The following is a 24,860-nucleotide window of genomic DNA, read 5'->3' on the forward strand; positions in this document are numbered from 1 at the left end:
ATGTAACTAATTTCATTATATAAGTCATGCCATAATAGTGCTTCACACCACCATTTTATGGACTGAAATGACTGCAACTCAATACCTCAAAGATCTTAACCAGCGTTACCTAGACGTTCATCGTACCAAAGAAGATTTGTTCTGGGACACCTACATGGGGATCAGTAACGAACATGATCGTTTTGCCACTGCGCAAACCGCATGGACTCACTTCCTGAGTAATGCCGATCAGATTTCTGACATCGAACAACAGCTCAGCACGCTCAATGAAATCGCCGACTTAGAAGAGCGTAAACAAACTCAGATAGGGCTTGAAGGCTGGCTAGCCACTTTCCGCTCACACGCTATCGAAGGAGATAAAGCTCAGGCACTCAAGACAGAACTGATAGCATTTGAAACGGAACTATTTGAGAAAAAACAAAATCATGCACTGGTTTACGTCAACGAAGAAGGAGAACAAGTTGACGCCTCTTTACCAGCACTACGCTCAACCATAATGGCAAATGAGAATGAAGCCGTGCGCCAGTCAGCACATCAAGCATTGTTAGATCTTGAGCAATGGCTACTTGGCAATGGCTTTATCGATTTAGTCAAACTGCGTAACCAGTTTGCTCGCTCGTTGGGGTACGACAATTTCTTCGATTACTCAGTACTGAAAAACGAAAAAATGACCACCACTGAGTTGTTTGCCATTCTGAATGATTTCGAGCAGCGGACCAGAAAAGTTAATCTCACCAGCTTAGATAAACTCGCCAGTGAGAAAGGCCAAAATGCACTCACAGGCTACAACTTCAATTACTCTTTTTCTGGCGATTCGATGCGTGAGCTGGATCCATACGTACCGTTTTCCAAATCACTTAAGCGCTGGGTAGAATCTTTCGGTCGGCTAAACATTGATTACTCTGGTGCAGAACTCACTCTGGACTTGCTGGATCGTCAAGGTAAATACCAAAACGGTTTCTGCCACGGCCCGATACCTTCATTTTATGACGACGGGCGATGGATAGCAGCCAAGGTCAATTTCACCAGTAACGCAAAGCCCGATCAGATTGGCAGCGGTTATGATGGCATCAACACCCTTTTCCATGAAGGGGGACATGCCGCCCACTTTGCCAACGTCAAGATGAACTCACCTTGTTTTTCTCAGGAGTTTGCACCGACGTCCATGGCTTATGCCGAAACTCAATCCATGTTCTGTGACAGCCTGCTGAATGATGCTGACTGGCTGAAACAATACGCTCTGGATGCGGATGGAAATCCAGTTCCAGACGAGCTCATCCTATCGATGATCAATAGCAGCCAGCCGTTTAAAGCGTATCAGGAACGCAGCATATTGGTGGTGCCTTACTTTGAGCGAGCCTTGTATCAGCTTAGCGATGAGGAACTGACAGCAGAACACATTACAGCTTTGGCTCGTCAGTGTGAAAAGCAGATTCTGGGACTAGAATGCAGCCCTCGCCCATTGATGGCGATTCCTCATTTGCTTTCTGATGAAGCGTCCTGTGCTTATCACGGTTACTTGCTTGCCAACATGGCCGTCTATCAGACACGTGCTTACTTCCTCGACAGGTTTGGATATTTGACTGACAACCCTGAAATTGGCCCTTTGCTGGCAGAGCATTATTGGCGTGCAGGCAATCACTTATCTCACAATGACACCATCAAGAGTCTGACGGGTGAAGGTTTCAATGCCAAATATCTTGCCGAGGCATGTAGCCTCACCGCCGCTCAAGCGTGGGAAATTCAGAAACAAAAGATTGCTGATTTAAACTCCCGTGAACGAACCGATGCCGCACCGTTGAATGCAAAGATCAATATTGTTGATGGTGCTGATCGCTTAGCTGACAACGCTACCTCCGATGAGCTGATGTGTAAGCAGTTTGAAGACTACATAGCAAAAACGTACGGCTGTTAATCTTCTCTATGAGCCAGATTCAGGTCTGGTTCATCTTCCATCCAATGGAGTTGATGTTAAAAGTACATCGCGCGTTCCAGCTCATCCCATCATGACAATCACCGTCTAACTATCTGTTTTTCTCGCTTATCCTCAGCTCAAAATTCATACATTTTACTGACTATCTTATTTACTATTTGGCTCTTCTCGGCATTTACTGATGTGTTATTTACATCACCACCGTTGTCATCTAGACAACAAACCCATATCCAAATAAGGGTAAATTCATTAAATATCAATTAGTTAAATAGTGGCACGCTCTCTGCAATTATAGCGCTAAACAAATCCAAGCGGCGTGACCGCATAAAGACTATTACCGGAGAAGCGCAATGTTCTGTATTCAATGTGAGCAGACTATTCAAACCCCAACTGTTAAAGGTTGTTCTTTCGCCCAAGGCATGTGTGGCAAAACATCTGAAGTTTCGGATCTGCAAGATGTACTGGTCTATACCCTTGAAGGTGTTTCGTACTGGGCAGAACAAGCTCGTCGCTTTGACATTATTGATGACGAAGTTAACCAATGGGCGCCAAAAGCCTTCTTCTCGACCTTAACCAATGTGAATTTCGACCCTGAACGTATTCTTGAACTCGCTGCACAGGCTGCGCAGTTTAAATCCCGACTTAAAGAGCAGACGCTCGCTGCGGCAAAACTGGCTGACGTTGAACTTGAGCTCGCACCTAAAGTCGCTAATTTCGAGTTACCAGCAAGTGCTGAAGCGATCCTCGAATTTGCTCCTCAGGTTGCGGTCAACCGTGGCTATCAGGAGATCAGTGAAGATGTGATTGGTCTACGTCTGTTGTGCCTTTACGGCCTGAAAGGTGCTGCCGCATACATGGAACACGCTCGCGTCTTGGAGCAAACCAATAACGATATTTACGCTGAGTATCATGAAATCATGGCGTGGCTAGGCACTGATCCAGAAGATCTTAACGCTTTGCTTGAATGTTCAATGCGTATTGGTCTGATGAACTACAAAGTTATGGAAATGCTGGACCTTGGTGAAACCACTGCTTTCGGCCACCCAGAGCCAACTCAGGTCAACGTTAAACCAGTCAAAGGCAAATGTATTTTGGTTTCGGGGCATGACCTCCATGACCTAGAGAAAATTCTTCAGCAAACCGAAGGAACCGGAATCAACGTTTACACCAACGGTGAAATGCTCCCTGCGCATGGTTACCCTGAACTGAAAAAATACCCGCACCTGGTTGGCAACTACGGCAGCGCATGGCAAAACCAGCAGAAAGAATTTGCTAACTTCCCTGGCGCGATTGTCATGACGTCTAACTGTCTGTTGAACCCGAACATGGGTCAGTACTCAGATCGCTTGTTCACGCGTAGCATCGTTGGCTGGCCGGGTGTTGCACACATTGAAGGTGATGATTTCAGTCAGGTGATTGAGTGTGCACTGACGCAAGACGGTTTCCAACACGATGAAATTGAACACATGATCACCGTAGGCTTTGGTCGCAATGCGTTGATGAGTGCAGCCCCAGCAGTGGTTGAGCAGGTCAAAGAAGGTAACATTAAACACTTCTTCTTAGTTGGTGGTTGTGACGGCGACAAAGCAGAACGTAGCTACTACACCGATTTCACCGCCAGTGCGCCTGAAGATACTCTGATCCTGACACTGGCCTGTGGTAAGTTCCGCTTCAACAAAAATCAGTTTGGCGACATCAACGGTATCCCGCGCTTACTGGATGTTGGCCAGTGTAATGACGCCTATTCTGCCATTCAGCTTGCCCTAGCATTGTCGAAAGAATTTGATTGCGACATCAACGAACTGCCGCTAACTCTCGTGCTGTCTTGGTTTGAGCAGAAAGCCATCGTGATTTTGCTCACTCTGTTCGCACTAGGTGTGAAAGGCATTTACACAGGCCCAACCGCACCTGCATTCCTGACCGATAACCTCATCCAAATCATTCAGGATAAATTCGACATGCGCAGTATCGGCAATGTTGAAGACGATCTGAAAACTATCCTAGCAGCTTAATCCCTGCCTTTTGATAGCCCAGTCAGTTTGTTTGGCTGGGCTCTTTTACTTGTGAGGAATTATGATTCGCGAATGGCAAAATAACCAACCCGCCCAACTTCGTTGTGTTGATAAATGGCAGGAAACGTCAGATACCGTCAGCTTGACGCTGACCTCTGATACTCCCCTACCAAATGGATTTGATTTCAAACCGGGTCAGTTTATTTCGTTAGGCTTTGAGTTCGACGGCAAGGTGGAATACCGCGCGTATTCTGTTTCTTCGTTACCGGGGGAATCGCATCTTAAATTGACCGTCAAACGAGTCGAGAATGGCTTGGTATCCAACTACATCATTGAACACTTCAACTCCGGAGACAGCGTCTTGGCACTGGCGCCGACTGGACCATTCAACAGCATCGATTGCCCACCGATGCATAAAGTGGCTTTGCTCAGTGCAGGTTGCGGCATCACACCTGTCATGTCGATGGCAAAACATTGGCTGAAAATCAAAGCAGACGTCGAGATAACCTTTATTCACATGGCGAAAAGCGCTGCTCAGACTATCTACTTTGATGAGCTGGAGTCCATGGATGCGCAATACCCAAATTTCCACTTAAAACTTCTGCTTAAAGACAATACAGGCACACGCCACCCGCAAGGACGGCTCGACAGAGAGTGGTTAGCCAAACTCTGCCCGGACCTTAACCAACGCACGGTTTATCTCTGCGGACCAACTCTGTTTATGCAGGATATGGAGAGCAACGCGTTGGCACTGGGCGTTGAGGCGGCGCAATTCCATCAGGAAAGTTTTACCCCTATTGAAGCTCATAATGAAAGCTCGTCAGATGGTGTTGTGCAGTTCGAAGTGCCAGCGTTTGGCGTATCAAAAGAAATCAGCCAAGGCGCTACCTTAGCTGACGTGCTGGAAGAAAACGGGGTGCCAATTATTATCGCCTGTCGTAGCGGCATGTGTGGATCCTGCAAATGTAAAGTGACTAAGGGCGAAGTCAGCCGCACCAGTACGGAAACGCTGACTGAAGAAGATCTCGCCAATGGTTATACCTTAGCGTGTTCGAGCCAAATCCAGTCCAACGTCGAAGTTGAGTTGTGTTAATCAGCGCGATTTAACCAGATCAACAAAGCGAGACACCAGTGGATTGCTATTGTCTCGCTGCCAAACCAACCCAACCTGCCAACTGGCATACTCACCATCTAAGGGTATATAACGTACGCTAGGGCTATGAATTTGCTGAGCACTTTTCGGCATAATGGTGAACCCAAGCCGCGCAGACACTAACGCCAGCAAAGTTAAAATATCGTCTGCTTCTTGCTCCGCGACTAAATTTTGGTGCTGACTCATCAGATAACGGTCAATCTGAAGATTGAGCCCGGGGCCACGATTGGAGGCCAATTTAAGGTAATGTATGTTTCGCAACGAATACCAGAGATTGCCTTCATCCAAGTACTCACTCTCGTGGACAGCCACTACCAACTGATCAGAATAAAGCGCTACTGCATCGTATCTGTCTACATCAGGTATTCGATTGAAGCTCAAATCCAATTCACCGCTATTCAATTTCTCCAACTGAGTTTGGGAAGGAATGTCATTGAGTGTCATGCTGACATCGGGATAACGTTGTTTAAATTGTGCTACCCAATGCGGTGCCTGATGATACGTCGAAATACCAAAGCCAACGTTGAGATGCCCAACTACGCCCTGAGAAACGCGCTCGGACAGTCGGTGAAACTGCTCGAATCGCTCGACCAGTTGTTTCGCTTCAGGCAACAGGGTTTGCCCTGCGGCACTCAGCACTGCACCATGCCTGCCTCGTTCAAACAAACGAGCAGCAGTCTTCTCTTCCAAGCGCTGAATCTTTTTGGTTAGCGCTGACTGGGTAATGAACAGACGCTCCGATGCCAAGCGGTAGTTTTTGCTCTCTGCCAATACACAGAAAGCTTTCAGATGCTCCAAATCCATTCCAATTACTCATTGAATGTCGAATATCTTTCATTATATGGAATTGATAAAGATATCTAAACTCGATGTCAGTTACTTAACTGGAGAGATCACAATGAAGAAGCTGAAAGTGGCATCGGTTCAATTTAACCATCACGCCGGAGACAAAGTGTACAATTTGTCGACAATCAAAAAGTTTGTTTATGAGGCTCAAACTCAGGGCGTAGAACTTATTACCTTTCCAGAAATGTGCATCAGCGGCTACTGGCACCTCAACACACTGGAACGCCATGAGATTGAACAACAGGCAGAAGCTGTGCCTAACGGCCCATCCAGTCAGGCTTTACTAGCGCTATCACAAGAAACAGGAATCACCATTGGCGCTGGCTTGATTGAAATTGATGCAGACGGCAATTTGTACAACACCTTTGTTCTCGCCATGTCAGATGGTCAAATCACTAAACATCGTAAATTGCATACTTTTGTTAGCCAATACATGAGCAGTGGCAACGAATACACCGTCGTCGACACGCCTCACGGCTGGCGAGTGGGTATTTTGATTTGCTGGGATAACAATCTGGTTGAGAATGTTCGCATCACGGCTCTTAAAGGCGCTGACTTGTTATTAGCCCCCCACCAGACAGGCGGCTGCCATTCGAGAAGCCCGAACGCTATGGGGCTCATTGATCCTCAACTATGGCACAACAGAGATTCCAACCCGCAGGCGATCAAATCGGAGATGCAAGGCAGAAAAGGCCGAGAGTGGTTGATGCGCTGGCTACCTGCCCGTGCTCACGATAATGGCCTTTTCCTAATATTCAGCAATGGCGTTGGCGTCGATGTTGATGAAGTGCGTACTGGCAATGCGATGATTCTTAACCCTTATGGCGAGATCATCACTGAAACGGACAGTGTCGAAGACGATATGGTGATAGCGGAACTCGACCCAACAGAGCTGGAAATGTGTACTGGCCGACGCTGGATTCGTGGACGACGACCGGACTTATACACCGATCTGACCCAACCTCTTGGGCATGAACTGGATCCGTACCATGCCCGCTTTGATGATAAATAGCCCATAAACAAGTTAGCCCGCTAAGTCAGACTTAGCGGGCTAATTCATCAAGCAATGTCAATCAACGTATCAGAAGATCCAATGTGCGACCAAGACAATGATTGGCAATGTAACTAGCGTTCTTAGCAGGAAGATGGCTACCAACTCCAAAAAGTTCACAGGGACTTTACTGCTTAGAATTACAGAACCAGTCTCTGACATGAAAATCAGCTGAGTTACAGACAACGCTGCCACAACAAACTTGGTCAGATCAGCATTAATCGTCGACGCTGCAATGATCGAAGGTACGTACATATCAGCAAAACCAACAAGCATTGTTTCCGCCGCCGCAGCTGCTTCCGGAACATTCAACGCGTTTAGCAGTGGAATGAACGGTGCACCCAGTAATGAGAATAATGGCGTCGTTTCAGCGACAACCAGACCTAAAGTACCGATCGCCATAACCACAGGCAGTACGCTGATTACCATGTCCAGTGCGTTGTGCACACCTTCTTTAGCAACCGCCCCAAGGCTTTTCACTTTGCTTGCTCTGTGCAGTGCCAACTTCAAGCCAAAGCCCATAACCGACTGACCCGCAGGCACCAATTCATCATTACGATTAGGCTTAGTACCATCAATGTACAGGTCTTTCTTATACGATAACGGTGGCAGATACTGAATCACCATCGCAGCAATCACACCAGACAAACAGATAGAGAAGTAGAACGGGACAAAGAAATTCTCTAAGCCAACCTGAGTTAATACCACCAGCGAGAAAGAAATCCCAACCGGAGAAAACATAGTCGCGACAACCGCTGCTTCACGCGCAGTGTATTTTTTGTCTTCATATTGTTTACTGGTCAGAATCACCCCAACGGTGCCATCACCTAGCCAAGAAGACATACAGTCAATCGCAGCACGACCTGGCAAACGGAAAATTGGGCGCATAAAACGGCTCAGAACAGTACCGAGCAACTCAAGCAAACCAAAGTTGAGTAACAGTGGTAGCAGCAAACCAGCAAGGAAGAAAGTCACCAGTAAAGAAGGCAGAAGGTCATTAAGCACCAGCCCACCCGTGTTGCCGTTCCAAATCACTTCAGGCCCGATCTGATGCAATGCCATAAGAGTGAACACCGCACCTAGAACTCGAACGACTAGCCAAACTGGCGTCAGAACGAACAGTCTTGTCATCAATGCAGATTGAGTCACAAAAGTTGGCTTGATGAGGCTGGCAAGAATAGAAGCGACCGCAGAGAAGCAAATCACAGCGGTGACTGTTGGTAAAATCGCATCCCCAAGGATCGCTTTGACGCCTTTCGCCATCAGCGCTAGCGGAAAGGTGAAGTTGCCATCAATGGTTAACGGTGCAAGGAAAAAGAAAAGACCCAACAAAGACGGAATTGCGAACATCAATATGTTGCGACTGTTTTTGTGGTTCTCTTCGGCTAAAAGTGTATCACTCATCTGACTGCTCCCTAGATGATTATATTTTCACAATTAGTGAATAAGTTCTCTTTGCCGCAATTATAACGACAAAGATTTCACACTCAAGCAAATAATGAGAAATAATTCACTAAAAACGCATAATAATATAAATCAATACGTTATGGAGCTAAGATAATTGGTGGCATTTTGTACTTTCGTGCTTTAAAAATAACCACAGACTCTTTAATTACTCCCTTTTACATCGAGCATAAATGTGACTATTTATGCAACATCAATAAGCAAAATGATTCGAGTAGGCTCGATGAATAGAGTTAGCGGATAATAGGTATCTGAAATGAAAACGTTGCCCCCCCTGTTAAAGTCAACTCAATATCACGAACCATTTCAATCAAAAAAGCACTGCCATCAATTTCCAACTTCTGTTCGTCTACAATCTCAAACAGCGCTTCTAAAGCCGCACTGTAAGCAACATCAGAAATCAGATACACCTCAGCACAAAGGTAGTACCCTTCAGGAATCACAAAATCGTAAAGAGCTTCGTCGACTTGCCAATCACCAATAAATGTCTCAATTTGGTCCCATACTTTTTCAAGTTGGTTAATCGGCGTTGCGCCGAGTAGATTGACAGTTTTTTTGCCATAGATTTCGATCACCGAATCCCAGTCAGGATCTTCCAGAGCGATCTTTTTCATACCTCGCTGAGGGTACCAAATCAACTCAGTCGGCATAGACTTGGCCAGCTCTGTTTCAATCGACTGCTGACCACCGGGATGAGCAAGCTTAGCGATAAAATCAGCAGTCTCTCGCGGTGTAGACTCATAACCCATTTTGCGAATTTGTTTCGCCGTCACTCCAAGCTCTCTCTTTAAAGCCTTGCCTAAAGCTTGTGAAGAAGAGAAGCCACAATAGTGAGCAATCTCCATCACACTCCAAGGTTCATCATTGAGCAGCAGATTCACCGCGACTTGCAGTCGTAATCGGCTAAGATACTGCCCCGGCGTCTCATGAAACAATTCGCTAAACTGACGATGGAAATGATAGGGCGATATTGCGCTCTCAGTAGCTATTTTCTCCCACGATCTGTGTTCTGCCAACTCGTCATGCATCAACTTCAATGCGTGAGCAAAACGCTTTCTAAGATGCTCTGGAAGTGGTTCTAACAACGCAATTTCGGGCACCAGTTTAAATGCTGGTTTCTCTTGCTGTGACATAGATACGGGCCTCACTGGGGCGACCAGATCACTATCGCCCGTCAACCGGATAAAATCAATCACGCTCAGCATTAGGCTCCCTCTAATGCCAATTCATCTTCGACAGGCTTTGGCGCTTTACGACTGGTCATCCCCAGCAGTATTGGGATCAGGAGCAGGGTTACCGCCGTGGCAAATAGCTCACCAAACACCAATGAAACCGCTGCAGGTTTTAAGTACTGCGCTTGCTCTGCGGTCTCACTGAGTAGCGGCAGCAAACCACATACCGTAGTAATAGTCGTGAGGAAAATCGCCCTCAATCGACTGGTACCAGCCGTCACTAAAGCCTGTTTAAGCGGCACACCGCTGCGATACTCAGCGTTAAAGCGCGTGATCAGTACCAATGAGTCATTGATCACTATTCCCGTCATTGCCATCATGCCGAACATAGACAACAAACTGATTGGCAAATCCATCAGGTAGTGACCGAAGATAGCCCCAGCAAAACCAAATGGAATCACTGCCATGATGATGAACGGCTGCCAGTAAGACTTCAGCGGAACCGCCAACAAGATGTAAATCAGCAGAATAGTCAAAATCATCGCTGAGCGGAAACCGTCAGAGACTTCACCAATATCTTCAAATTCGCCGCCTGCTTTGATCCGAACTCCTGGGTACTGCTGACGCAGCGTTTTGATCTCAGAGCTGAGCTGAGCCATTGTCTGCTCAGGCGCCTGAACGTCTCGGTTCTGCTTCCAATAGAGGTTTACCACTTGCTCACGATTACGTCGGTAGAGTATCTGAGGCTCCTGCTCATGACGAAATTCAGCAATATCACCGAGTAAGACACTCTTTCCTTCAGACAGCAATACCATCGTCTGCTCAAGCTGAGCGAGAGTTTTACGCTCTGAACGAGGATACTGCAACAACACCTTGGTTTCTTGGCCTTGTTCCAACAAGCGATGAATTTCTCGCTCACCAAATGCCTCACCCGCCAATCGAGCCAACTTGTCCTGCGTCAGTCCGAGCTGTTGACCGTATTCATTCAACACTAGCCGCACCTGAGGCTGGCCGCTTTTACCATCATCATAAATATCCGCCACACCAGGCAGAGCGGCCAGTTTGTCCGCCAATTGGCTACTGACGCGCCTAGCAAGTTCACGGTCACTGGATGATATCGAGATGAATGTTCCACCAGCAGGCGCTTCAGACGCACTAAACTGAACTGAATACGCTCCTTCAATGCTCCCAGTATGAGTACGCCAACTATCGGTCAGTAAATTACCCGGCAAGAGGCTCAGGGCTTCACTGGTTAGCTCGGCGGTCACTTCCACCTCTCCATAACCATCCGACCACGCAAGCAGGTTTACCACGGGTGGCTGGCTCAACGGGTAGTCTTGCATCATCTCGTCTTCGACGTTGATCATCGCCTGTTCGATTTGATCTAAGGCTTTCTTTTGTAACGGCAAAGGGGCACCGTCTTCTAGCTCAACTTTCGCGGTAACGTATCGACCGGGGATTTCGGGGAAAATGGCACTTCGAATCGTCCCAGTAGACCACATGCCATACGCCAGTACGATAGCGGCGACAAAGCCCAGCAGTGATGCCAGTTTATAATCCAGTACCTTCTCCAAGGTAGGTTTGTACACTCTGAAATTGAACCACTCCAAACCACCTTGAGCCACAGACTGAATGCGAGAGAAAATACCGTTGTTTTTTTTACTTACAGACAACTGTGCTAGGTGCGATGGCAGAATGAACTTACTTTCAATCAGAGAGAAGATCAGCGCAAATATCACCACAGCGGAGAACCCAGCCAGAATCTTGGCAAAATCGTTGTTAATCCAAAGCATTGGCGAAAATGCCGCGATGGTAGTCAAAACACCGAATACCGTTGCAACAGAAACCGAGTGTACACCGTGCCACGCCGCTTTGCGCCCACTCGCATGTTTACCTCGTTGCTCGTGAATGGCATCGCCTACGACAACGGCATCGTCAACTAGAATCCCCAACACCAGAATGAAGCCAAACAAAGTGATGTCATTGATGCTGTAGTTAGCCAATTGCATCGCCCCTAAGGTACCCGCGATGGCGACTGGTATACCCACGGCCACCCAAAATGCCAATTTCAGCTCTAGAAAAATGCCCAGTAGCACCACCACAATCAAAAGGCCTTGCCACGCATTATCACCGAGTCTGAACAGTTGCTCTTCAATATAGGGTGCCATATCTGCCATGGTATTCAGCTCAATGTCTGAAGGCAGGATTTTGCGTTGCTCCGCCAAGGTATCCTTAATTGCATCGCTCACTTTGAGCAGGTTGTCGGTCTGGCTGGTGCTGATTAGCAGAGCGATAGCATTGATGCCATTATTACGCACAATGGAGCCACTGCGCTCATAGCCACGACTCAACTTAGCGATGTCACCTAAATAAACGGTACCGGATGGGCGAGAGACGATCGCCAAACGACGTAGTTTCTGCACATCATCGGCGTAGCCATCACCACGGATGACCATGCGGCCCTTGTCACTGATCAGCTCACCGGTGCGTGACTCAAGTGACATCTGTCCGATGGTGCTGGCTAAATCTTCCAGACTCAAACCCAGTTTCTCGAGCTGCGCTGGATCTGGCTCAATGATAAGTTGTGGTTTGCGACTTCCCCAGTTGGATACTTTAGAAATCTTGGGATTACTTTTTAGCGCTTGCTCGACCTGTCTTGCGATGGGTTGAAGCTGCTCATCGCTGCGTGGCCCCGAAACGACAACAAAGGCGGCCAAGTTAGTAAATTCATTTCTAACCACCTGAGGCTTTTCAGCTTGAGCAGGAAAACCATTGATGGCGTTCACTCGGTTACGTACATCATCCAGCAGCTTATTGAGGTCGGCGCTGCTGGTTTTGCGTACAACAACACTCGACATTCCTGCGCTAGACTGGCTGGTCACCTGTTTAATGCCGGAAATGCCACTGATGGACTCTTCAATTCGCTGCGTAACACTCTCATCAATCTGTTTAGCTGTACCTCCCGGGTAGGCAACATTGATCACAACCGATGACGGCGCAATCTGCGGAAAGGACTCCACACGGAGTTGACCAAACGCCATAACACCACTGGCGATGATCGCGAGCATCAACAGATTCGCCCCTACGGGGTTGTTGATAAACCACTTAGTCAGCCAGCTCATTGATTACCCTCCTGCTTCGCGACCAATATCTGCGCAGCTTGCGGGGATACTTGCTTCCCCGGTAACATCGACAGCAGTGGGTACACCAGCACCTGACGTGCCTTAGCGCTGTCCTGATCAAAGCGGGCATAAACCTGATTACGCGCTTGTCCTATTTGCGTAATCCACTCTTTCTGCAATCGGTTCTGCTCATCAAGTGTCCAGACGTATCCATCTCGTGTGATCGCACTGAGTGGCAAGGTCACTATTTCTGGCCTTAGCCCGAGACTAACGATGACTTTCACCTGTTGATTAGGCAGCAAGCGAGTCAATCCTTGATAAGGCTCGCGAACAGACAAAACCACTTGTCGCTGACGTGTGGTTGGATCAGCCTGCGGCGAGACATATCGAACTTGTGCCTGCCACTCGCTGCCATCTCGATTCACAATTGTAATCTCAGGCTGACGCAACGCGGATTGCACCTGCTGCCAGTGAAGTTCCGAAACAGGCAGCTCGACATCCAGTGAGTCGCTGGCGGCGAGTTCAAAAGTCACCTGACCGGCTTCCAACCATTCACCGGGGCTGATGTTACGACGCATGATCACTGCATCAAACGGCGCTGCAATACTCGCTTCCTCAAGCAACTTTGCTGCACTGGTGTAAGCCTGTTTTGCCTGCGCGAGTTCTGCCTTGGCTGCCAACACCTGTGGCTCACGGCGGGCAAACGGAGAGCTTTTGGTTGGCGATAACATTTTTAACGCGACTGTTTGTTCGTGCTGTGCCTGTTTTAGGTTTAGCTCTGCCTGCTTAACGCTGCTGTTCGCCTGAGCCAGATTAGACTCTAACGCGCTGGTGTTGAGCTTCGCCAACAAGGTCCCTTTTTTCACCAGTACGCCCGGTTCGATATCGGGGTTCAACCACGCCAACTGAGCGCTGCTTGAAGCCTTAAGCTGGATCGGCCAACGCGCGGTTGTTGTTGCCAGCAAAGTCAAATTGGAATCGTGATCTTCCGGCGTCACTTGCAGTACCGAAACGGGGGTTTTGCTCGGCGTTTTTTGCTCAATCACAACTGGCTGAGGCTCTAAAACATCCACAACCACCAATGCCGCGAAAATTGCCCCGCAGCCAGCTAATATTGCAAGAGTCTTTTTAAATTTCATAAGGCTTCTCCTCTACAGCCAATTGAGCGGGGGTTTGATTTAGTCGTTGGCTGATCTCCATCAGACGCGACAAGGTTTGCAGTGTGATAGGCAGCATCACTGCTGTTTCCACGAATTCCAGTGAGTAAGTTACGATGGAAAAAACCTGACCCACAGTAGGATCAGTAAGAATGCTCACCATCCAAAGGTTGGTTAGGACTGCGGCAAATAAGACTATAAAGATCAGCCCATACACCAGCGCTTCGGTATCGGACAGTTTGATTTCACAGCGTTTCAAGCGTTCAAAGTGCGTTCTAATCGCCGCAAAAGGCTGACCGCTGAGCACTCGAACCTGTTGCTCTAACTGATCATTTAACGCGCCATTAAGTCGCGTAAACGTTTGATGGAACAGGGCATAAATCAGCAGCATACTCAGCCCTGCGATCAACACGCATAATGCAAGTTTGATGTGAAAAGTGGCGAGAATGACAACGGTAGCGACCAACTGCACAACGGCAGTAATCAGCGATGGTAAATCTTCTTCTAGAAAATCTACCAGCTCGCGGGACATGGACAGTCGGGCGTCTTTGACTGATACCGATTGACCGCGCAAATTACGCTCAACCAAATTGGACAACCGCACTCGGATCCCGCCATAAACGCGAGTATCGTAAAAACGACGTGCAACGCTGATGACCACCAGTACAAACAAGATCGCTGCAAACATAAGCAACGGCTGCAAGTTTTGCTTAAGCACACCATCAATAGCAAAACCGATAAACAGCGGCAGCAAAATCATAAATACGTTCTCAGCCAGAACCATCAGCCAAGTAAACATGACTTTAATGGGACTCAGCCGGATAACGGACCGAAGTGTGATGGGTTGATTGAACAGCATTATTGACCCCACAAATGAATGTGGCGCCAGTATTACCAATTATTAACCAGAAAAAGTGTCCCAGATTGCTGTTTTAGTCAGTAACCTTTTGTTAACCCCCTCGCGCTTATTCTTCTCGCCATATTTAACACAACAGTAAATATGGGACGGAGATGAAATGAAACTGTTCGCTTCAATACTGACCACTGCCGTGATTACTGGCTCTGTTTGGGGGCTGGTTGTGCTTCAGCCTGCGATGGCTGACAGCACGCAGCAAGCTCAGATTAACAATGAATCCAGCGGTGTTTCTCGTGGCGTTAAACAAGGTGATACGCCCCAGCAATACTTACGTGGAGTGAGCAAAACAATCTCCCTTGAGTCTTTACCTTCGCTGTGGCGCGAGTTCGATCGCAAGCTGGTCGAGCCGGATAAAATCCCAGACAATTTAGACAGAATCGTTGTCTTGTATCAAAACCTCAACAGCGACTTTACTGAAGCTCAAGTCACCATAGGCTACCCAACTGAAAAGAGCCCATTGGCGAGCGACTTAGTCGCACTCCCTGCCATTGAACAGGCGGAGCTGCTGATGAATAGGGGTCAGCATTCAGAATCGGAACTCATTGATGCTTGGGGACGCATTAATTTCCAAAAGTCCGTCGATGCTTTAGTGGAGATCCACTACCTCAATTCACAAGGACAACCGGAATCCAGCCAGTTGTCTGTCTACTATAAATAAAGAGTCACAGGAGATACGTTATGGAGTTTATGTCTCAAATTTTCTCTGAGGCGACCATTATCTTCACCGAAACTTGGGTGGACGATAACTTTGTTCTCATTGCCGTTGCGATCTTTTTGATCGAGCTGATTCGATACGCGTTCAAAAAGAAACTGAGCTGGAATATGTTGGGTGACAGTGCGACCAACTTTGTAACACTGTTTTTCCTCTTAGTGACGATATTCTTTGTCGGCTTAGCCTATGTTGCAGCGTTTGTCTTTGCTTATGAGAATCTTAGCCTGACCCATCTTCCTATCACTGGCTGGACCATTCTGGGTTGCTTGATACTGGCAGATTTAGCCTACTACTGGGAACACCGATTTTTGCACAGCAACGGCTTAGCGTGGGGGACACATTCCGTGCACCATAGCTCTCCGTATTTTAATATTTCCGTGGCTTACCGCTTCGGGCCGCTAGATTGGTTTTACCCATTCTTTTTCCATTTGCCGTTAATACTGCTTGGTTTTAATCCTTTTGTGGTCCTGATGTGCGAAACCTTTGTTCAGCTATTCCAGACACTGCTGCATACCGAAACCGTGAAGAAGTTTCCGAGACCGATAGAAGCCATCTTCAATACACCGTCACACCATAGAGTTCACCATGCGACGAATAAGCAATATCTGGATAAGAATTACGCGGGTATTCTGATCATCTGGGATCGTATGTTTGGTACCTTTGCTCGCGAAGACGAAGAGGTGAAATACGGAGTTTACCCACGGATTAATTCCGTCAACCCATTTAAAGTATACTTCCACGGCTATGCCAAACTGATTCAGCTATTGTGGCATGCACCGAGCTGGAGTTATCGCCTACAACTTCTGGTCAAGCCGCCCATCTGGGCATGGAAACAAGAACAACAAAGGAAATAGAGCATCATGAGTATTAACGCCCTGCTAATCGAAGACGACAGAGATCTGGCTGAAGCCATCAGTGACTATATGGAGCTCGACGGCTTTGAGTTTGATTTTGCCTACAATGGCGCATCGGGGCTTAATCTAGCGTTAACCAATCAATACGACATCATACTCACCGACATCAACATGCCCAAAATGGATGGTATTGACGTCTGCCAGTCACTCAGAGAGCAGGGCGTCAGTACTCCTGTTCTGATGCTCACCGCAAGAGATACACTCGATGACAAAGTCACGGGGTTTGCTGCTGGATCTGATGACTATTTGGTTAAACCTTTTGCCATGGAAGAGCTCAAAATTCGTCTGCAAGCGCTGATTCGGCGCTCACATGGTACCGTCACCTCTCTTAAAGTCGGTGATCTGAGTATCGACTTAGATAAGCATCAAGCCACTCGTGCAGGTCACCCCTTAAAGCTTCCACCTGTGTGTTGGAAAATGTTGGTTTGTCTGATGCGTAATAGCCCCAACGTCGTCAGTAAAACCAAGCTGGAAGAAGAAGTCTGGGGAGATGAGTTTCCCAGTGCCGATAGCTTCAAAGTCCACCTATTTAAACTTCGTCAGGCTATTGATGCCCCTTTTGATACTAAGCTGGTTCATACCGTGCACGGTGTAGGGGTAACAATCAGAGAGGAGGAGGCATGACTCGGGTCAGTATAAAGCGCGATATCTACCTCTACCTGTTTGGTATCGTCATCAGCCTCACTGCAATTTATGGACTGATGATCAACCAGAGTTACCAAACGGGGCTGTATGAATCCGCCAAGTATGGCTTTCTTTATGAACTTAAAGCGGCGGAAAGCGAGTACCTCAAAACTGGGCAACTCCCTCAATCTCAAAGTAGTACGCTTCAGGTCTACCTCGATTTCAATCAAGTCCCGCAGAAGTTTCTGACCGCCTTCGACTGGAACAGCTTTGAGAACGACGCCATCTACGAACGCTATATCCCCGCCACCGATGCAGCGTCGGGCGAATATCTGTATGCCGCCTACCATCATATCCCCAGTATCGATGCCACCTTGTATGTGGTGTCTCAGTATGACGAGTCCATTTATCTGGAATTGTTTGAGCTCAATCCTCCCGAGTCGGTCAGCCAATTTAACTCTGCCTTTATCATGATTGGCGGCTTACTGTTGCTGGTCTTTCTGATCATTCGCTTATTGATCTATCGCCTGACGAAACCCATTCTCGTGCTTTCCCAGTGGTCGGAAACGCTGGATCTAAATCAGACAGAAAAGCTAAAACGCTTTCGCTATCGCGAGGTGGACCTCCTCGCCAACCAGTTGGTCGAAAGTGTCCGCAATGAAAGAGATGCCATCGAGCGCGAGGAATTCTTTCTCAGAGCCGCCAGCCACGAGTTAAGAACACCCGTCTCGATTATGTCTGCCAGCGGCGAAATGCTTGGTCGCTTGTCGGATTCCATGCCGCGAGGCGGGCAAAGAGCAGTTGCTCGTATCCAACGTTCGGTGGCGACGATGCAAACCCTCATCACCACGTTGTTATGGATGAGCCGCAATACTCAGGCGGAACTCGAAGCCAGTAGCGTCAACTTCAATCACCTTGCCAGTGAGATCATCGAAAGTCATCGCTATCTGATTGAAAGCAAAGACATCAGTGTAGAGTTGGACGCCAGCTCAGACTCTCTACAAACGCAGGTTCCACTCGCGCTGATCCAAATTGTCCTGACTAATTTAGTACGCAACGCTTTTCAACACAGCGCTGATGGCATTGTCCGTATTGAATTGTCTGAGGAGCGCATTACCATCACCAATCCCGTAGAGCTGTCGGATAGTCAACAGTCCACCGAAACGTCCTTTGGAATTGGCTTGGTTCTGATTGAAAAAGTGTGTCGAAATCAGGGCTGGCACTTCATTCATCAGCAGAAAGATGACACCTATTTAGCCGAAGTCGATTTACAGAAAGAGTATGAATCGTAGACGGTAACCAAAAATTAACCTGTCATCGACTATCCTTGTCCCAAGTTAAACAGCAGGAGTCAAACATGGGAACCTGGATTTTAGAAACATTACTTTGGGCAATCGTGACCGTTGCGGTTTGTGTCGCTATCTGGGGATTCACCCTACCCAATATCCTGATTGCATTGGGGGTCTCTGTCGGTGTCTCATTGCTACTCGGCAATAGCTGGCGCAGTTAACGGGATGTGTAAGACATCGAGCCAAACGATGTTTACTTAATCATCCTAACAATGAGAGACCCCGGAGAACGTAGTGCTTCTAGGTTACAACTGAGAACAGTGCCAGATTCCGGGGCATAGTAACTTGCGACATCAAACCCTAGACTGTTGTATTGAATCGCGAGCAACTCACCCTTCTCAACCTTCTGCAACAAAGACACCTTTGGCTCGACAAAACCACCTTGCTTCGCTCGAATGCTGATGACTTGCTTCCCTTCGAGGCAAGAGGCATTTTCAACAACCTCCCCAAATAACACCTTATGATAGCGCAGCACATTCAGAACACCTTCTGCGGCGCGCTCAACCATTTCGGCATCATGGTATCGGCCAGAACCGACCTCCACAGTGATGCTTGGTACACCATGTTGATTCCAAGTGGATTCCAAAACGCCTGACTCACCCGGATCGTTCAAAATGACGTCTGGATTCATTAGCTTAGCCAGTATCCTTGCCTGCTCAATACGGTAGTCAGCAAACACGTATAGCGGGTAGCTGGTGCCGGTGGTTTGAGTATGCAAGTCAATCGCGATTTCGGCATTGGGCTTAAGGACATGCTGCCAAAGGTTCCCTAAATAACGCGCCGCTTCATTGCCCGCCTTATCTCCGGGGAAAAAGCGATTGAGGTTAGCGGAAGAGACATCCGGATCAACGGTGTGAAAGTCACGACTATGGTGAAGAATGCCGCTTAGGTTGATGGTTGGGACGATAGTAACGCACCCTGCCAGCGATTGCCCTGCCAAGGCTTTTGCTACTTTCAGAGCGGTAACAATACCGTTTTGCTCATCCCCATGAACACCTGCGGTGATCATGACTTTTGGACCAGGCTTCGCACCTTTAAATACTCGGACTGGCATTTGCTGCCACAAACCAAGTGCATCCGTTGCAACGGCATATAAAAACGCATGCTCACCCGCTTGCAGTGAGTCAACATCAAGCGAATGAATAATTGGAAAATGTTCCACCACAGGGGCAACGTCAGACATACCCAAACTTCCTTATAGAACAAAGGCGAGCATACACTCGCCTTGAAAAAACAGCTTACTTTAATCCCTGTTGCTAGTTGTGAATAGCACCAGATTAGAATTTTGTTAGGCAAATCCCGCCATGTGCGCGGCAACCACGACGATGCTGGAAAGCCCGAACAAAATCAACATAAAGCGACCACAGAACTTGACCCAAACGCCCCAGTCAATGCGACACACACCCAGCGTAGCCATTAGAGAGGCTGAGGTCGGAACGATGATGTTGGTAAAGCCGTCACCCAGCTGGAAAGCCAATACCGCAACTTGCCGTGTCACACCTGCGATGTCAGCCAGAGGAGCTAACAACGGCATAGTAAGTGCTGCCTGACCAGAACCAGAGGTAACAAAGAAGTTAAAGATGGATTGGAACACATACATCAGCCAAGCCGCCATCACATCTGGCAAACCGCTGATCAAGCTTCCTGCGCTATTTAAAATCGAGTTTAGGACACTGGCTTCATCAGTTGAGCCTCCGCCAAGGATCAGCAACACACCTTTGGCACAACCAACCAGTAACGCAGGTGCCAGCATGATACTTGCACCATCTTTAAACGCCGCCGACGCATCGTTTAACGTCATCCCATTAAGGCGGAAGATCGTGCCAAGAATCGCCACAATGAAGCCCATAGTGAAAAACTGAGAGGCAATTTCTGGGATATACCATGCGTGAGCGACAACCCCCCAAACAACCCAAGCTGTTGTGCCAACCACGGTTAGCAGCACTAATGTATCACCGAATGTCCATTTTACCGCTGGTTGGTCTGATGAATCCTGCTTTCTAAAGTAAGCATCTGTGTTGTAGGTGATCGATTTGCTTGGGTTAGCTTTAATTCGCGATGCATAAGCCATGGTAAAACCAATAGCTAGTAGGGTGAAGCCTGCCCACATGACCATTCGCATCGTCATCCCAGACAGCACCGGAACTCCGGCAATACCTTGTGCAATTGCAACGGAAAATGGGTTCATCCAAGACGTCGCAAAACCTATTTGGGTCGCGACATAAGTCACCATTACGGTAGTGATGCTGTCATAACCCAATCTCACCATTAATGGCGCGATGATAATGGCAAAAGAGACCGCTTCTTCGCCCATACCAAAAACGGCTCCGCCCAAAGAAAACAGCAGGAAGAGCACTGGAATAAATAAGATCTCGCTGCCTTTTGTTTTGTCAATCAGGTAGAGGATACCGTTGTCTATTGTGCCAGTGCGGATGACGACGCCAAACGAGCCCCCGATGAGCAACATGAACATGATAACGCCAATAGCACTGCCCCATTTAGAACCTGAAACCAGCCCTTCAAAGGGAAAGTTCATCAGGCCAATACCGCCACCCGATGCAAAAAAACCAACGCTGTTGTACACCAGTTCCCCTTGCTCATCCCTCTCATAAGAGAAAGATTCAGGGTCGATGACTGAACGTGTTTTTTCTACTCCATCCGCGATGTAGGCCACTTCCTGACTGTCAAATGAACCAGCGGGTACAAAGTAGGTGAGGATGGCAGCGAAGATACCGATAATAAAGATGAGAACTAAAGTGTCCGGCATCTGCCAGGTTTGGGCTTTTTCTGCCCCAGATTGTTGTGTTTGAACGTGTGACATTTTATGAATATTTATAGTTTAAAAACGCATAAAACATCACACAATTAGTTAGTATGCTCAACTATAAAAGAACTCAAAATCGCTCTTTGAAACAATTTAATACGAAAAAATAGCAATTCTTAATAATATAATTTCATCACTGTTAAATATTGTCGATCAGCCAAAAGCCACATAAATGGTAAGTCCATCATTGATAACTAATCAATCAACCGAACAACCAATGACCCCGGAGCACGAACCGACTCAACATTGTGGCTAATCACAGTCGCTTTGATTGGTGAGTAATACGTCTGGATCTCATCACCAAAGCTGTTGTATTGAGTAGCCAGCTTCTGCCCTGCTTCAACCAAATCCATCAGCTCAACATGGCAAATAACGAATCCGCCTTGCTCAGCCCGAACACTGGTGATTCGCTCGCCTTCCACACAAGGGTGGTCCAGATCGACAACATCGCCTTCTATAAGCTGATAATCCTTGAGAACATTCTGTACTCCCGTGGTCGCGCGCTGAATCATCTCTAAGTCAGTGTATCGACCTATCCCTACTTCAATGGTGATGGATGGAATATCAGCTCGGTTGTAAACCGTTTCCAAAATACCCGGGTCTCCTGGATCATTGAGAATCACATCGGGATTGATGAGTCTTGCCATTCGAATCGAATCATCCAATCGATAGTCAGCAAAAGCGTATAAAGGATAAGCCGAACCACTGGTCTGAGAATGTAGATCGATGGCCAAATCCGCATTGGGTTTCAGCAAGTTCTCCCAAAGACTATTGGCGTAGCGGCTAGCGTCATCCCCATTTGGATTACCCGGGAAGACGCGGTTAAGGTTAGCGGATGAGCTATCGGGGGCAGCAGAATGAAAGTCTCGGCTATGCCTTGCGATTCCAGAAAGGTTAACAGTAGGCACTATGGTAATGCAGCCTGAGATAGACTGGCCTTCCAGCTCGCGCGCCAGTTTTTGTGCCGTTAGAATTCCGTTTTGCTCATCACCATGAACACCTGCGGTAATCATGATACGTTTACCCGGTTTATCACCTTTAAACACACGTACAGGCAATGTCTGTGGATGACCAATGGCATCTGTGGCAACCGCAAACCAGAATTTATGCTCTCCCGGCTCCAATGCATTAACGTCCAACGCTTGTATCGTTGGATACATGGGCACAATGCATTCATTTAGTGGCTTCGTCATCAATTCTCTTCCCTTAAACAGCGGCGACCATTTTTTGCAGTAGGCGGATGATTTCATCACGCTCTTTAGGATCAAGCGAGCTAAGCAGCTTTTGATTGATCGCCATAGGGATAGGAACCAAGGTTTCCTTTAACGCTCTTCCTTCATCAGTCAGATAAATACGAAAAGCACGGCGGCTGTTGGGATCAGGCTGGCGCTCAACCAGACCTAAATTTTCCAACTTATCAAGAGTGCGTGTCGTAGTTGAATTTTCCACTTTGGATTTCTGAGCGATATCGCGCTGGGTCACGCCTTCCTCTTCCCACAAACACATAAGCGTTGGCCAAAGGGCAAGTGTTAATCCATGCTTTTTTAGTTCCGTATCAAAGGTTTTTGCAGCATCATTCGCCACCACATTGATCAACCAGCCAAAGCTGCTTTGTCTATCAAACGTCTCACTCATCGACGAGTTCTCTCAACCAGTAAATTTACAAAGAAAAGGCAATAATTGTCATGGTAACTGATGTAGCTATAACTAGCACTAGCAAAGCTCGAAGTTGAGAAACAAACAAAAGCGTCGGATATTGAGACACGCCTTTTTGGACACCAGTAACCATCGCCCAAGTTAACGGCTTAGCACGCAGTTTATAAACAATGATTGCCCCAACATGCAACGCGATCAAAACCGGAAGAACATTAGCCAAAGTTAAATGCACAACTTCAAGCATATTGAATAAGCTATCCGTTAGCCAAACTTCCGCCAGAGGCAAATTGTCTAACATCCCAGCTAACGCCAAACCAGAAACGCACTGTAGAAGCAATGCCGTGATCATAGCCACAACCATCCACCCACCCGCTGGATTGTGGCCAGGTTGTGCACTTGCCCTACCCATCATATAGCGGACAACTACTTTAGGTGAACGTAGAAACTGCCTGAAACGGCTGGTTTCGCTGCCCACATAACCCCAAATTAATCGCCAAAGAATAAGGGTGAACAAGGCTAATCCGAGTTGTACATGCGGGCCGTTACCTGAAAACCCAGACGCCATTAATGCAATAAACAAAACAGCTTGTAACCAGTGATAAAGGCGTGTCGCCAGATCCCAAACTTTCATTTTCCACCTCGACGGTATTGTTGATGAACTAATCTTTGCATAAATTTACACAGCAATAGTTGCAATTGCAACTATTGCTGTGTAAATTTAATTTCATCAACGAAGAAGATCCTTTTCGGATCGATTAATCAGGAGAGAGTCACATGAAAAAGATACTCATCGGTTTAGCAGTGGTGCTGCCTTTAACTGCAATTGCACAAGACTTTAGTCAGCAGATAACAGAACGCCAGAATGCCTTTGAAGACATTGAATCGACCAGCAAACTGGTCAGCAAAACCTTGAATGGCGGTGATACCGATTGGAGCAAGCTTGAAAGTCAAAGCCAAAAGTTAGCAAACCACAGTCACGCACTGCTGACTCTTTTTCCGCAAGGTAGCCATGTAGATAGCAAAGCAAAGCCTGAAATCTGGAGTAAACCAGACAGATTCAATCAATTGCTCACACAAATGGATCAAGGCTTTCAAGACCTCTATCAAGCGAGCCAGAACAAAGACATTGCGATGGCCGAATCAGGTCTTGAAAGCACTCAAGATACCTGCCGCAGTTGCCATCGCAGCTACCGTTCTCGCTGGTAACTTCATTTAATAACAACAGACAGCAATAACAAATACAGCCATTTTCAAACTATTAAGGAAATAACATGAAATTTATTCGCTCATCCGTACTCTTAATCTCTCTTTTTATTTCAGGTACCGTCTTCGCTGCGGACTATGGCGTCGAGCTATCATGGAACACAGACAATGCTGAGCAAATATTAAAAACGCTACCAGAACAAAAAGCCGCATTTGGCGAGTTAATCGAGCAAGGAGCTGTCAAAGATATGTTTGTTATTCGAAGCAAAGTGGATGGCAAACCGATTCAGTTATTGAGGTTCGTACTTGAGGCAGACAGCGAAGCCGATGTACAGCGTAAGCTAAAAGACTTGCCTATGTACAAAAAGGAGCTGGTCAAGATCAGTAACATCCGCATGTTGGGATCTAAATGGCTAGATAACACGCCTGTCTACAACAACTACGGTGTTGTCATCACTTGGAAAGAAGGTATAGAAGCGCTTGAAATGGACAGAGTATTAGGCATCGACCTGCAGCGTGTCATCAGCCTCAATCAAGCTGGGTTTATTACCTCCTCTTATCTTGATACGCAGAAACTATCTAATGGTGTCGTACGCCCCATTTACTCAGTCTCTTTCCTTGCAAAAGATGCACAGCATGCTCGTGAACTCAGTAACCAATTTGAAGCGGTAACTTTAGGTTATGCCACTATCGAAATTCAGCACTTAGGCCACAAGATTAGCTTAAGTAGATAATAAAAAAGCGGACTGTAT

General features: G+C 47.3%; 22 protein-coding genes. 11 read left to right on the forward strand and 11 right to left on the reverse strand.

Annotation, left to right across the window (positions count from 1 at the left end; genetic code table 11):
• Nucleotides 1-67 precede the first annotated feature (67 nt).
• The 3 genes from IX95_RS11550 to IX95_RS11560 all read left to right on the forward strand — a co-directional run bounded on the left by IX95_RS11550 (nt 68) and on the right by IX95_RS11560 (nt 5,038).
• On the forward strand, nt 68-1,915 hold the full coding sequence (locus IX95_RS11550; protein WP_038160076.1) for a M3 family metallopeptidase: 1,848 nt from the start codon (nt 68-70) through the stop codon (nt 1,913-1,915).
• A gap of 368 nt (nt 1,916-2,283) precedes the next feature.
• A complete protein-coding gene (gene hcp / locus IX95_RS11555; RefSeq protein WP_038160079.1) occupies nt 2,284-3,945 on the forward strand; it encodes a hydroxylamine reductase in 1,662 nt (553 codons plus the stop codon).
• Between the two features lie 61 nt (nt 3,946-4,006).
• A complete protein-coding gene (locus tag IX95_RS11560; protein WP_038160080.1) occupies nt 4,007-5,038 on the forward strand; it encodes a hybrid-cluster NAD(P)-dependent oxidoreductase in 1,032 nt (343 codons plus the stop codon).
• Here the strand turns inward: IX95_RS11560 and IX95_RS11565 are convergent, their stop codons facing one another.
• Nucleotides 5,039-5,902 (reverse strand): LysR family transcriptional regulator, encoded by an 864-nt coding sequence (locus IX95_RS11565; RefSeq protein WP_038160082.1) that lies wholly within the window; start codon nt 5,900-5,902, stop codon nt 5,039-5,041. It abuts the gene before it with no gap.
• Between the two features lie 94 nt (nt 5,903-5,996).
• Between IX95_RS11565 and IX95_RS11570 the strand changes: the two genes are divergently transcribed.
• On the forward strand, nt 5,997-6,956 hold the full coding sequence (locus IX95_RS11570; RefSeq protein ID WP_038160085.1) for a nitrilase family protein: 960 nt from the start codon (nt 5,997-5,999) through the stop codon (nt 6,954-6,956).
• A gap of 69 nt (nt 6,957-7,025) precedes the next feature.
• Here IX95_RS11570 and IX95_RS11575 read toward each other — a convergent pair whose 3' ends face one another.
• The 5 genes from IX95_RS11575 to IX95_RS11595 form a co-directional block, all read right to left on the reverse strand.
• On the reverse strand, nt 7,026-8,399 hold the full coding sequence (locus IX95_RS11575) for a YjiH family protein (protein ID WP_038160088.1): 1,374 nt from the start codon (nt 8,397-8,399) through the stop codon (nt 7,026-7,028).
• 293 nt (nt 8,400-8,692) lie between these two features.
• Nucleotides 8,693-9,592: a helix-turn-helix domain-containing protein gene (locus IX95_RS11580; RefSeq protein ID WP_171354622.1), complete on the reverse strand. Its 900-nt coding sequence runs from the start codon at nt 9,590-9,592 to the stop codon at nt 8,693-8,695.
• 71 nt (nt 9,593-9,663) lie between these two features.
• Nucleotides 9,664-12,753 carry an efflux RND transporter permease subunit gene (locus IX95_RS11585; protein WP_038160094.1) on the reverse strand — a complete coding sequence of 1,030 codons (3,090 nt, stop codon included), beginning with the start codon at nt 12,751-12,753 and terminating at the stop codon, nt 9,664-9,666.
• Nucleotides 12,750-13,892 (reverse strand): efflux RND transporter periplasmic adaptor subunit, encoded by a 1,143-nt coding sequence (locus IX95_RS11590; RefSeq protein WP_038160096.1) that lies wholly within the window; start codon nt 13,890-13,892, stop codon nt 12,750-12,752. Before IX95_RS11590 ends, IX95_RS11585 begins: the two co-directional genes overlap by 4 nt.
• Nucleotides 13,882-14,769: an ABC transporter six-transmembrane domain-containing protein gene (locus IX95_RS11595; protein WP_045986534.1), complete on the reverse strand. Its 888-nt coding sequence runs from the start codon at nt 14,767-14,769 to the stop codon at nt 13,882-13,884. The genes IX95_RS11590 and IX95_RS11595 overlap by 11 nt, the downstream gene beginning before the upstream one ends.
• A gap of 157 nt (nt 14,770-14,926) precedes the next feature.
• On the opposite strand from IX95_RS11595, the gene IX95_RS11600 reads away from it, so the two are divergent.
• From IX95_RS11600 to IX95_RS26645, 5 genes are all read left to right on the forward strand, one after another.
• Nucleotides 14,927-15,484, forward strand: a complete 558-nt coding sequence (locus tag IX95_RS11600; protein WP_038160100.1) for a hypothetical protein — start codon at nt 14,927-14,929, stop codon at nt 15,482-15,484.
• A gap of 20 nt (nt 15,485-15,504) precedes the next feature.
• Nucleotides 15,505-16,392 carry a sterol desaturase family protein gene (locus tag IX95_RS11605; RefSeq protein ID WP_038160102.1) on the forward strand — a complete coding sequence of 296 codons (888 nt, stop codon included), beginning with the start codon at nt 15,505-15,507 and terminating at the stop codon, nt 16,390-16,392.
• A 6-nt stretch (nt 16,393-16,398) separates the two neighbouring features.
• Nucleotides 16,399-17,076 (forward strand): response regulator transcription factor, encoded by a 678-nt coding sequence (locus IX95_RS11610; RefSeq protein WP_038160105.1) that lies wholly within the window; start codon nt 16,399-16,401, stop codon nt 17,074-17,076.
• On the forward strand, nt 17,073-18,368 hold the full coding sequence (locus IX95_RS11615) for a sensor histidine kinase (RefSeq protein ID WP_038160107.1): 1,296 nt from the start codon (nt 17,073-17,075) through the stop codon (nt 18,366-18,368). The genes IX95_RS11610 and IX95_RS11615 overlap by 4 nt, the downstream gene beginning before the upstream one ends.
• A 65-nt stretch (nt 18,369-18,433) precedes the next feature.
• Nucleotides 18,434-18,586: a hypothetical protein gene (locus tag IX95_RS26645; RefSeq protein WP_006961538.1), complete on the forward strand. Its 153-nt coding sequence runs from the start codon at nt 18,434-18,436 to the stop codon at nt 18,584-18,586.
• Nucleotides 18,587-18,618: 32 nt separating this feature from the next.
• On the opposite strand, the gene IX95_RS11620 is transcribed toward IX95_RS26645, so the two are convergent.
• The 5 genes from IX95_RS11620 to IX95_RS11640 all read right to left on the reverse strand — a co-directional run bounded on the left by IX95_RS11620 (nt 18,619) and on the right by IX95_RS11640 (nt 23,536).
• Nucleotides 18,619-19,608 (reverse strand): succinylglutamate desuccinylase/aspartoacylase family protein, encoded by a 990-nt coding sequence (locus IX95_RS11620; protein ID WP_038160109.1) that lies wholly within the window; start codon nt 19,606-19,608, stop codon nt 18,619-18,621.
• A gap of 105 nt (nt 19,609-19,713) precedes the next feature.
• Nucleotides 19,714-21,192 carry a putative basic amino acid antiporter YfcC gene (gene yfcC / locus IX95_RS11625; protein ID WP_038160492.1) on the reverse strand — a complete coding sequence of 493 codons (1,479 nt, stop codon included), beginning with the start codon at nt 21,190-21,192 and terminating at the stop codon, nt 19,714-19,716.
• Between the two features lie 251 nt (nt 21,193-21,443).
• Nucleotides 21,444-22,442 (reverse strand): succinylglutamate desuccinylase/aspartoacylase family protein, encoded by a 999-nt coding sequence (locus IX95_RS11630; RefSeq protein WP_006961545.1) that lies wholly within the window; start codon nt 22,440-22,442, stop codon nt 21,444-21,446.
• A gap of 13 nt (nt 22,443-22,455) precedes the next feature.
• Entirely contained in the window at nt 22,456-22,884 is a 429-nt protein-coding gene (locus IX95_RS11635; protein ID WP_038160111.1) for a MarR family winged helix-turn-helix transcriptional regulator, read from the reverse strand.
• Between the two features lie 25 nt (nt 22,885-22,909).
• The gene (locus tag IX95_RS11640) at nt 22,910-23,536 is read right to left on the reverse strand and encodes a cytochrome b/b6 domain-containing protein (protein WP_038160114.1); all 627 of its coding nucleotides are present in this window, start codon (nt 23,534-23,536) and stop codon (nt 22,910-22,912) included.
• A gap of 143 nt (nt 23,537-23,679) precedes the next feature.
• Between IX95_RS11640 and IX95_RS11645 the strand changes: the two genes are divergently transcribed.
• Both IX95_RS11645 and IX95_RS11650 read left to right on the forward strand, forming a co-directional pair.
• A complete protein-coding gene (locus tag IX95_RS11645) occupies nt 23,680-24,111 on the forward strand; it encodes a c-type cytochrome (protein WP_038160118.1) in 432 nt (143 codons plus the stop codon).
• Between the two features lie 65 nt (nt 24,112-24,176).
• Entirely contained in the window at nt 24,177-24,842 is a 666-nt protein-coding gene (locus IX95_RS11650; RefSeq protein WP_038160121.1) for a hypothetical protein, read from the forward strand.
• Nucleotides 24,843-24,860: the final 18 nt, after the last annotated feature.

Source organism: Vibrio sp. B183 (assembly GCF_000740665.1).
Classification (GTDB): Bacteria; Pseudomonadota; Gammaproteobacteria; order Enterobacterales; family Vibrionaceae; genus Vibrio; species Vibrio coralliilyticus.

Excerpts from the sequence above, each read along its gene's own strand:
- IX95_RS11550 (WP_038160076.1), top strand. The coding sequence starts at position 68 with ATGACTGCAACTCAATACCTCAAAGATCTTAACCAGCGTTACCTAGAC.
- hcp (WP_038160079.1), top strand. The coding sequence starts at position 2,284 with ATGTTCTGTATTCAATGTGAGCAGACTATTCAAACCCCAACTGTTAAA.
- IX95_RS11560 (WP_038160080.1), top strand. The coding sequence starts at position 4,007 with ATGATTCGCGAATGGCAAAATAACCAACCCGCCCAACTTCGTTGTGTT.
- IX95_RS11565 (WP_038160082.1), bottom strand. The coding sequence starts at position 5,902 with ATGGATTTGGAGCATCTGAAAGCTTTCTGTGTATTGGCAGAGAGCAAA.
- IX95_RS11570 (WP_038160085.1), top strand. The coding sequence starts at position 5,997 with ATGAAGAAGCTGAAAGTGGCATCGGTTCAATTTAACCATCACGCCGGA.
- IX95_RS11575 (WP_038160088.1), bottom strand. The coding sequence starts at position 8,399 with ATGAGTGATACACTTTTAGCCGAAGAGAACCACAAAAACAGTCGCAAC.
- IX95_RS11580 (WP_171354622.1), bottom strand. The coding sequence starts at position 9,592 with ATGTCACAGCAAGAGAAACCAGCATTTAAACTGGTGCCCGAAATTGCG.
- IX95_RS11585 (WP_038160094.1), bottom strand. The coding sequence starts at position 12,753 with ATGAGCTGGCTGACTAAGTGGTTTATCAACAACCCCGTAGGGGCGAAT.
- IX95_RS11590 (WP_038160096.1), bottom strand. The coding sequence starts at position 13,892 with ATGAAATTTAAAAAGACTCTTGCAATATTAGCTGGCTGCGGGGCAATT.
- IX95_RS11595 (WP_045986534.1), bottom strand. The coding sequence starts at position 14,769 with ATGCTGTTCAATCAACCCATCACACTTCGGTCCGTTATCCGGCTGAGT.
- IX95_RS11600 (WP_038160100.1), top strand. The coding sequence starts at position 14,927 with ATGAAACTGTTCGCTTCAATACTGACCACTGCCGTGATTACTGGCTCT.
- IX95_RS11605 (WP_038160102.1), top strand. The coding sequence starts at position 15,505 with ATGGAGTTTATGTCTCAAATTTTCTCTGAGGCGACCATTATCTTCACC.
- IX95_RS11610 (WP_038160105.1), top strand. The coding sequence starts at position 16,399 with ATGAGTATTAACGCCCTGCTAATCGAAGACGACAGAGATCTGGCTGAA.
- IX95_RS11615 (WP_038160107.1), top strand. The coding sequence starts at position 17,073 with ATGACTCGGGTCAGTATAAAGCGCGATATCTACCTCTACCTGTTTGGT.
- IX95_RS26645 (WP_006961538.1), top strand. The coding sequence starts at position 18,434 with ATGGGAACCTGGATTTTAGAAACATTACTTTGGGCAATCGTGACCGTT.
- IX95_RS11620 (WP_038160109.1), bottom strand. The coding sequence starts at position 19,608 with ATGTCTGACGTTGCCCCTGTGGTGGAACATTTTCCAATTATTCATTCG.
- yfcC (WP_038160492.1), bottom strand. The coding sequence starts at position 21,192 with ATGCCGGACACTTTAGTTCTCATCTTTATTATCGGTATCTTCGCTGCC.
- IX95_RS11630 (WP_006961545.1), bottom strand. The coding sequence starts at position 22,442 with ATGACGAAGCCACTAAATGAATGCATTGTGCCCATGTATCCAACGATA.
- IX95_RS11635 (WP_038160111.1), bottom strand. The coding sequence starts at position 22,884 with ATGAGTGAGACGTTTGATAGACAAAGCAGCTTTGGCTGGTTGATCAAT.
- IX95_RS11640 (WP_038160114.1), bottom strand. The coding sequence starts at position 23,536 with ATGAAAGTTTGGGATCTGGCGACACGCCTTTATCACTGGTTACAAGCT.
- IX95_RS11645 (WP_038160118.1), top strand. The coding sequence starts at position 23,680 with ATGAAAAAGATACTCATCGGTTTAGCAGTGGTGCTGCCTTTAACTGCA.
- IX95_RS11650 (WP_038160121.1), top strand. The coding sequence starts at position 24,177 with ATGAAATTTATTCGCTCATCCGTACTCTTAATCTCTCTTTTTATTTCA.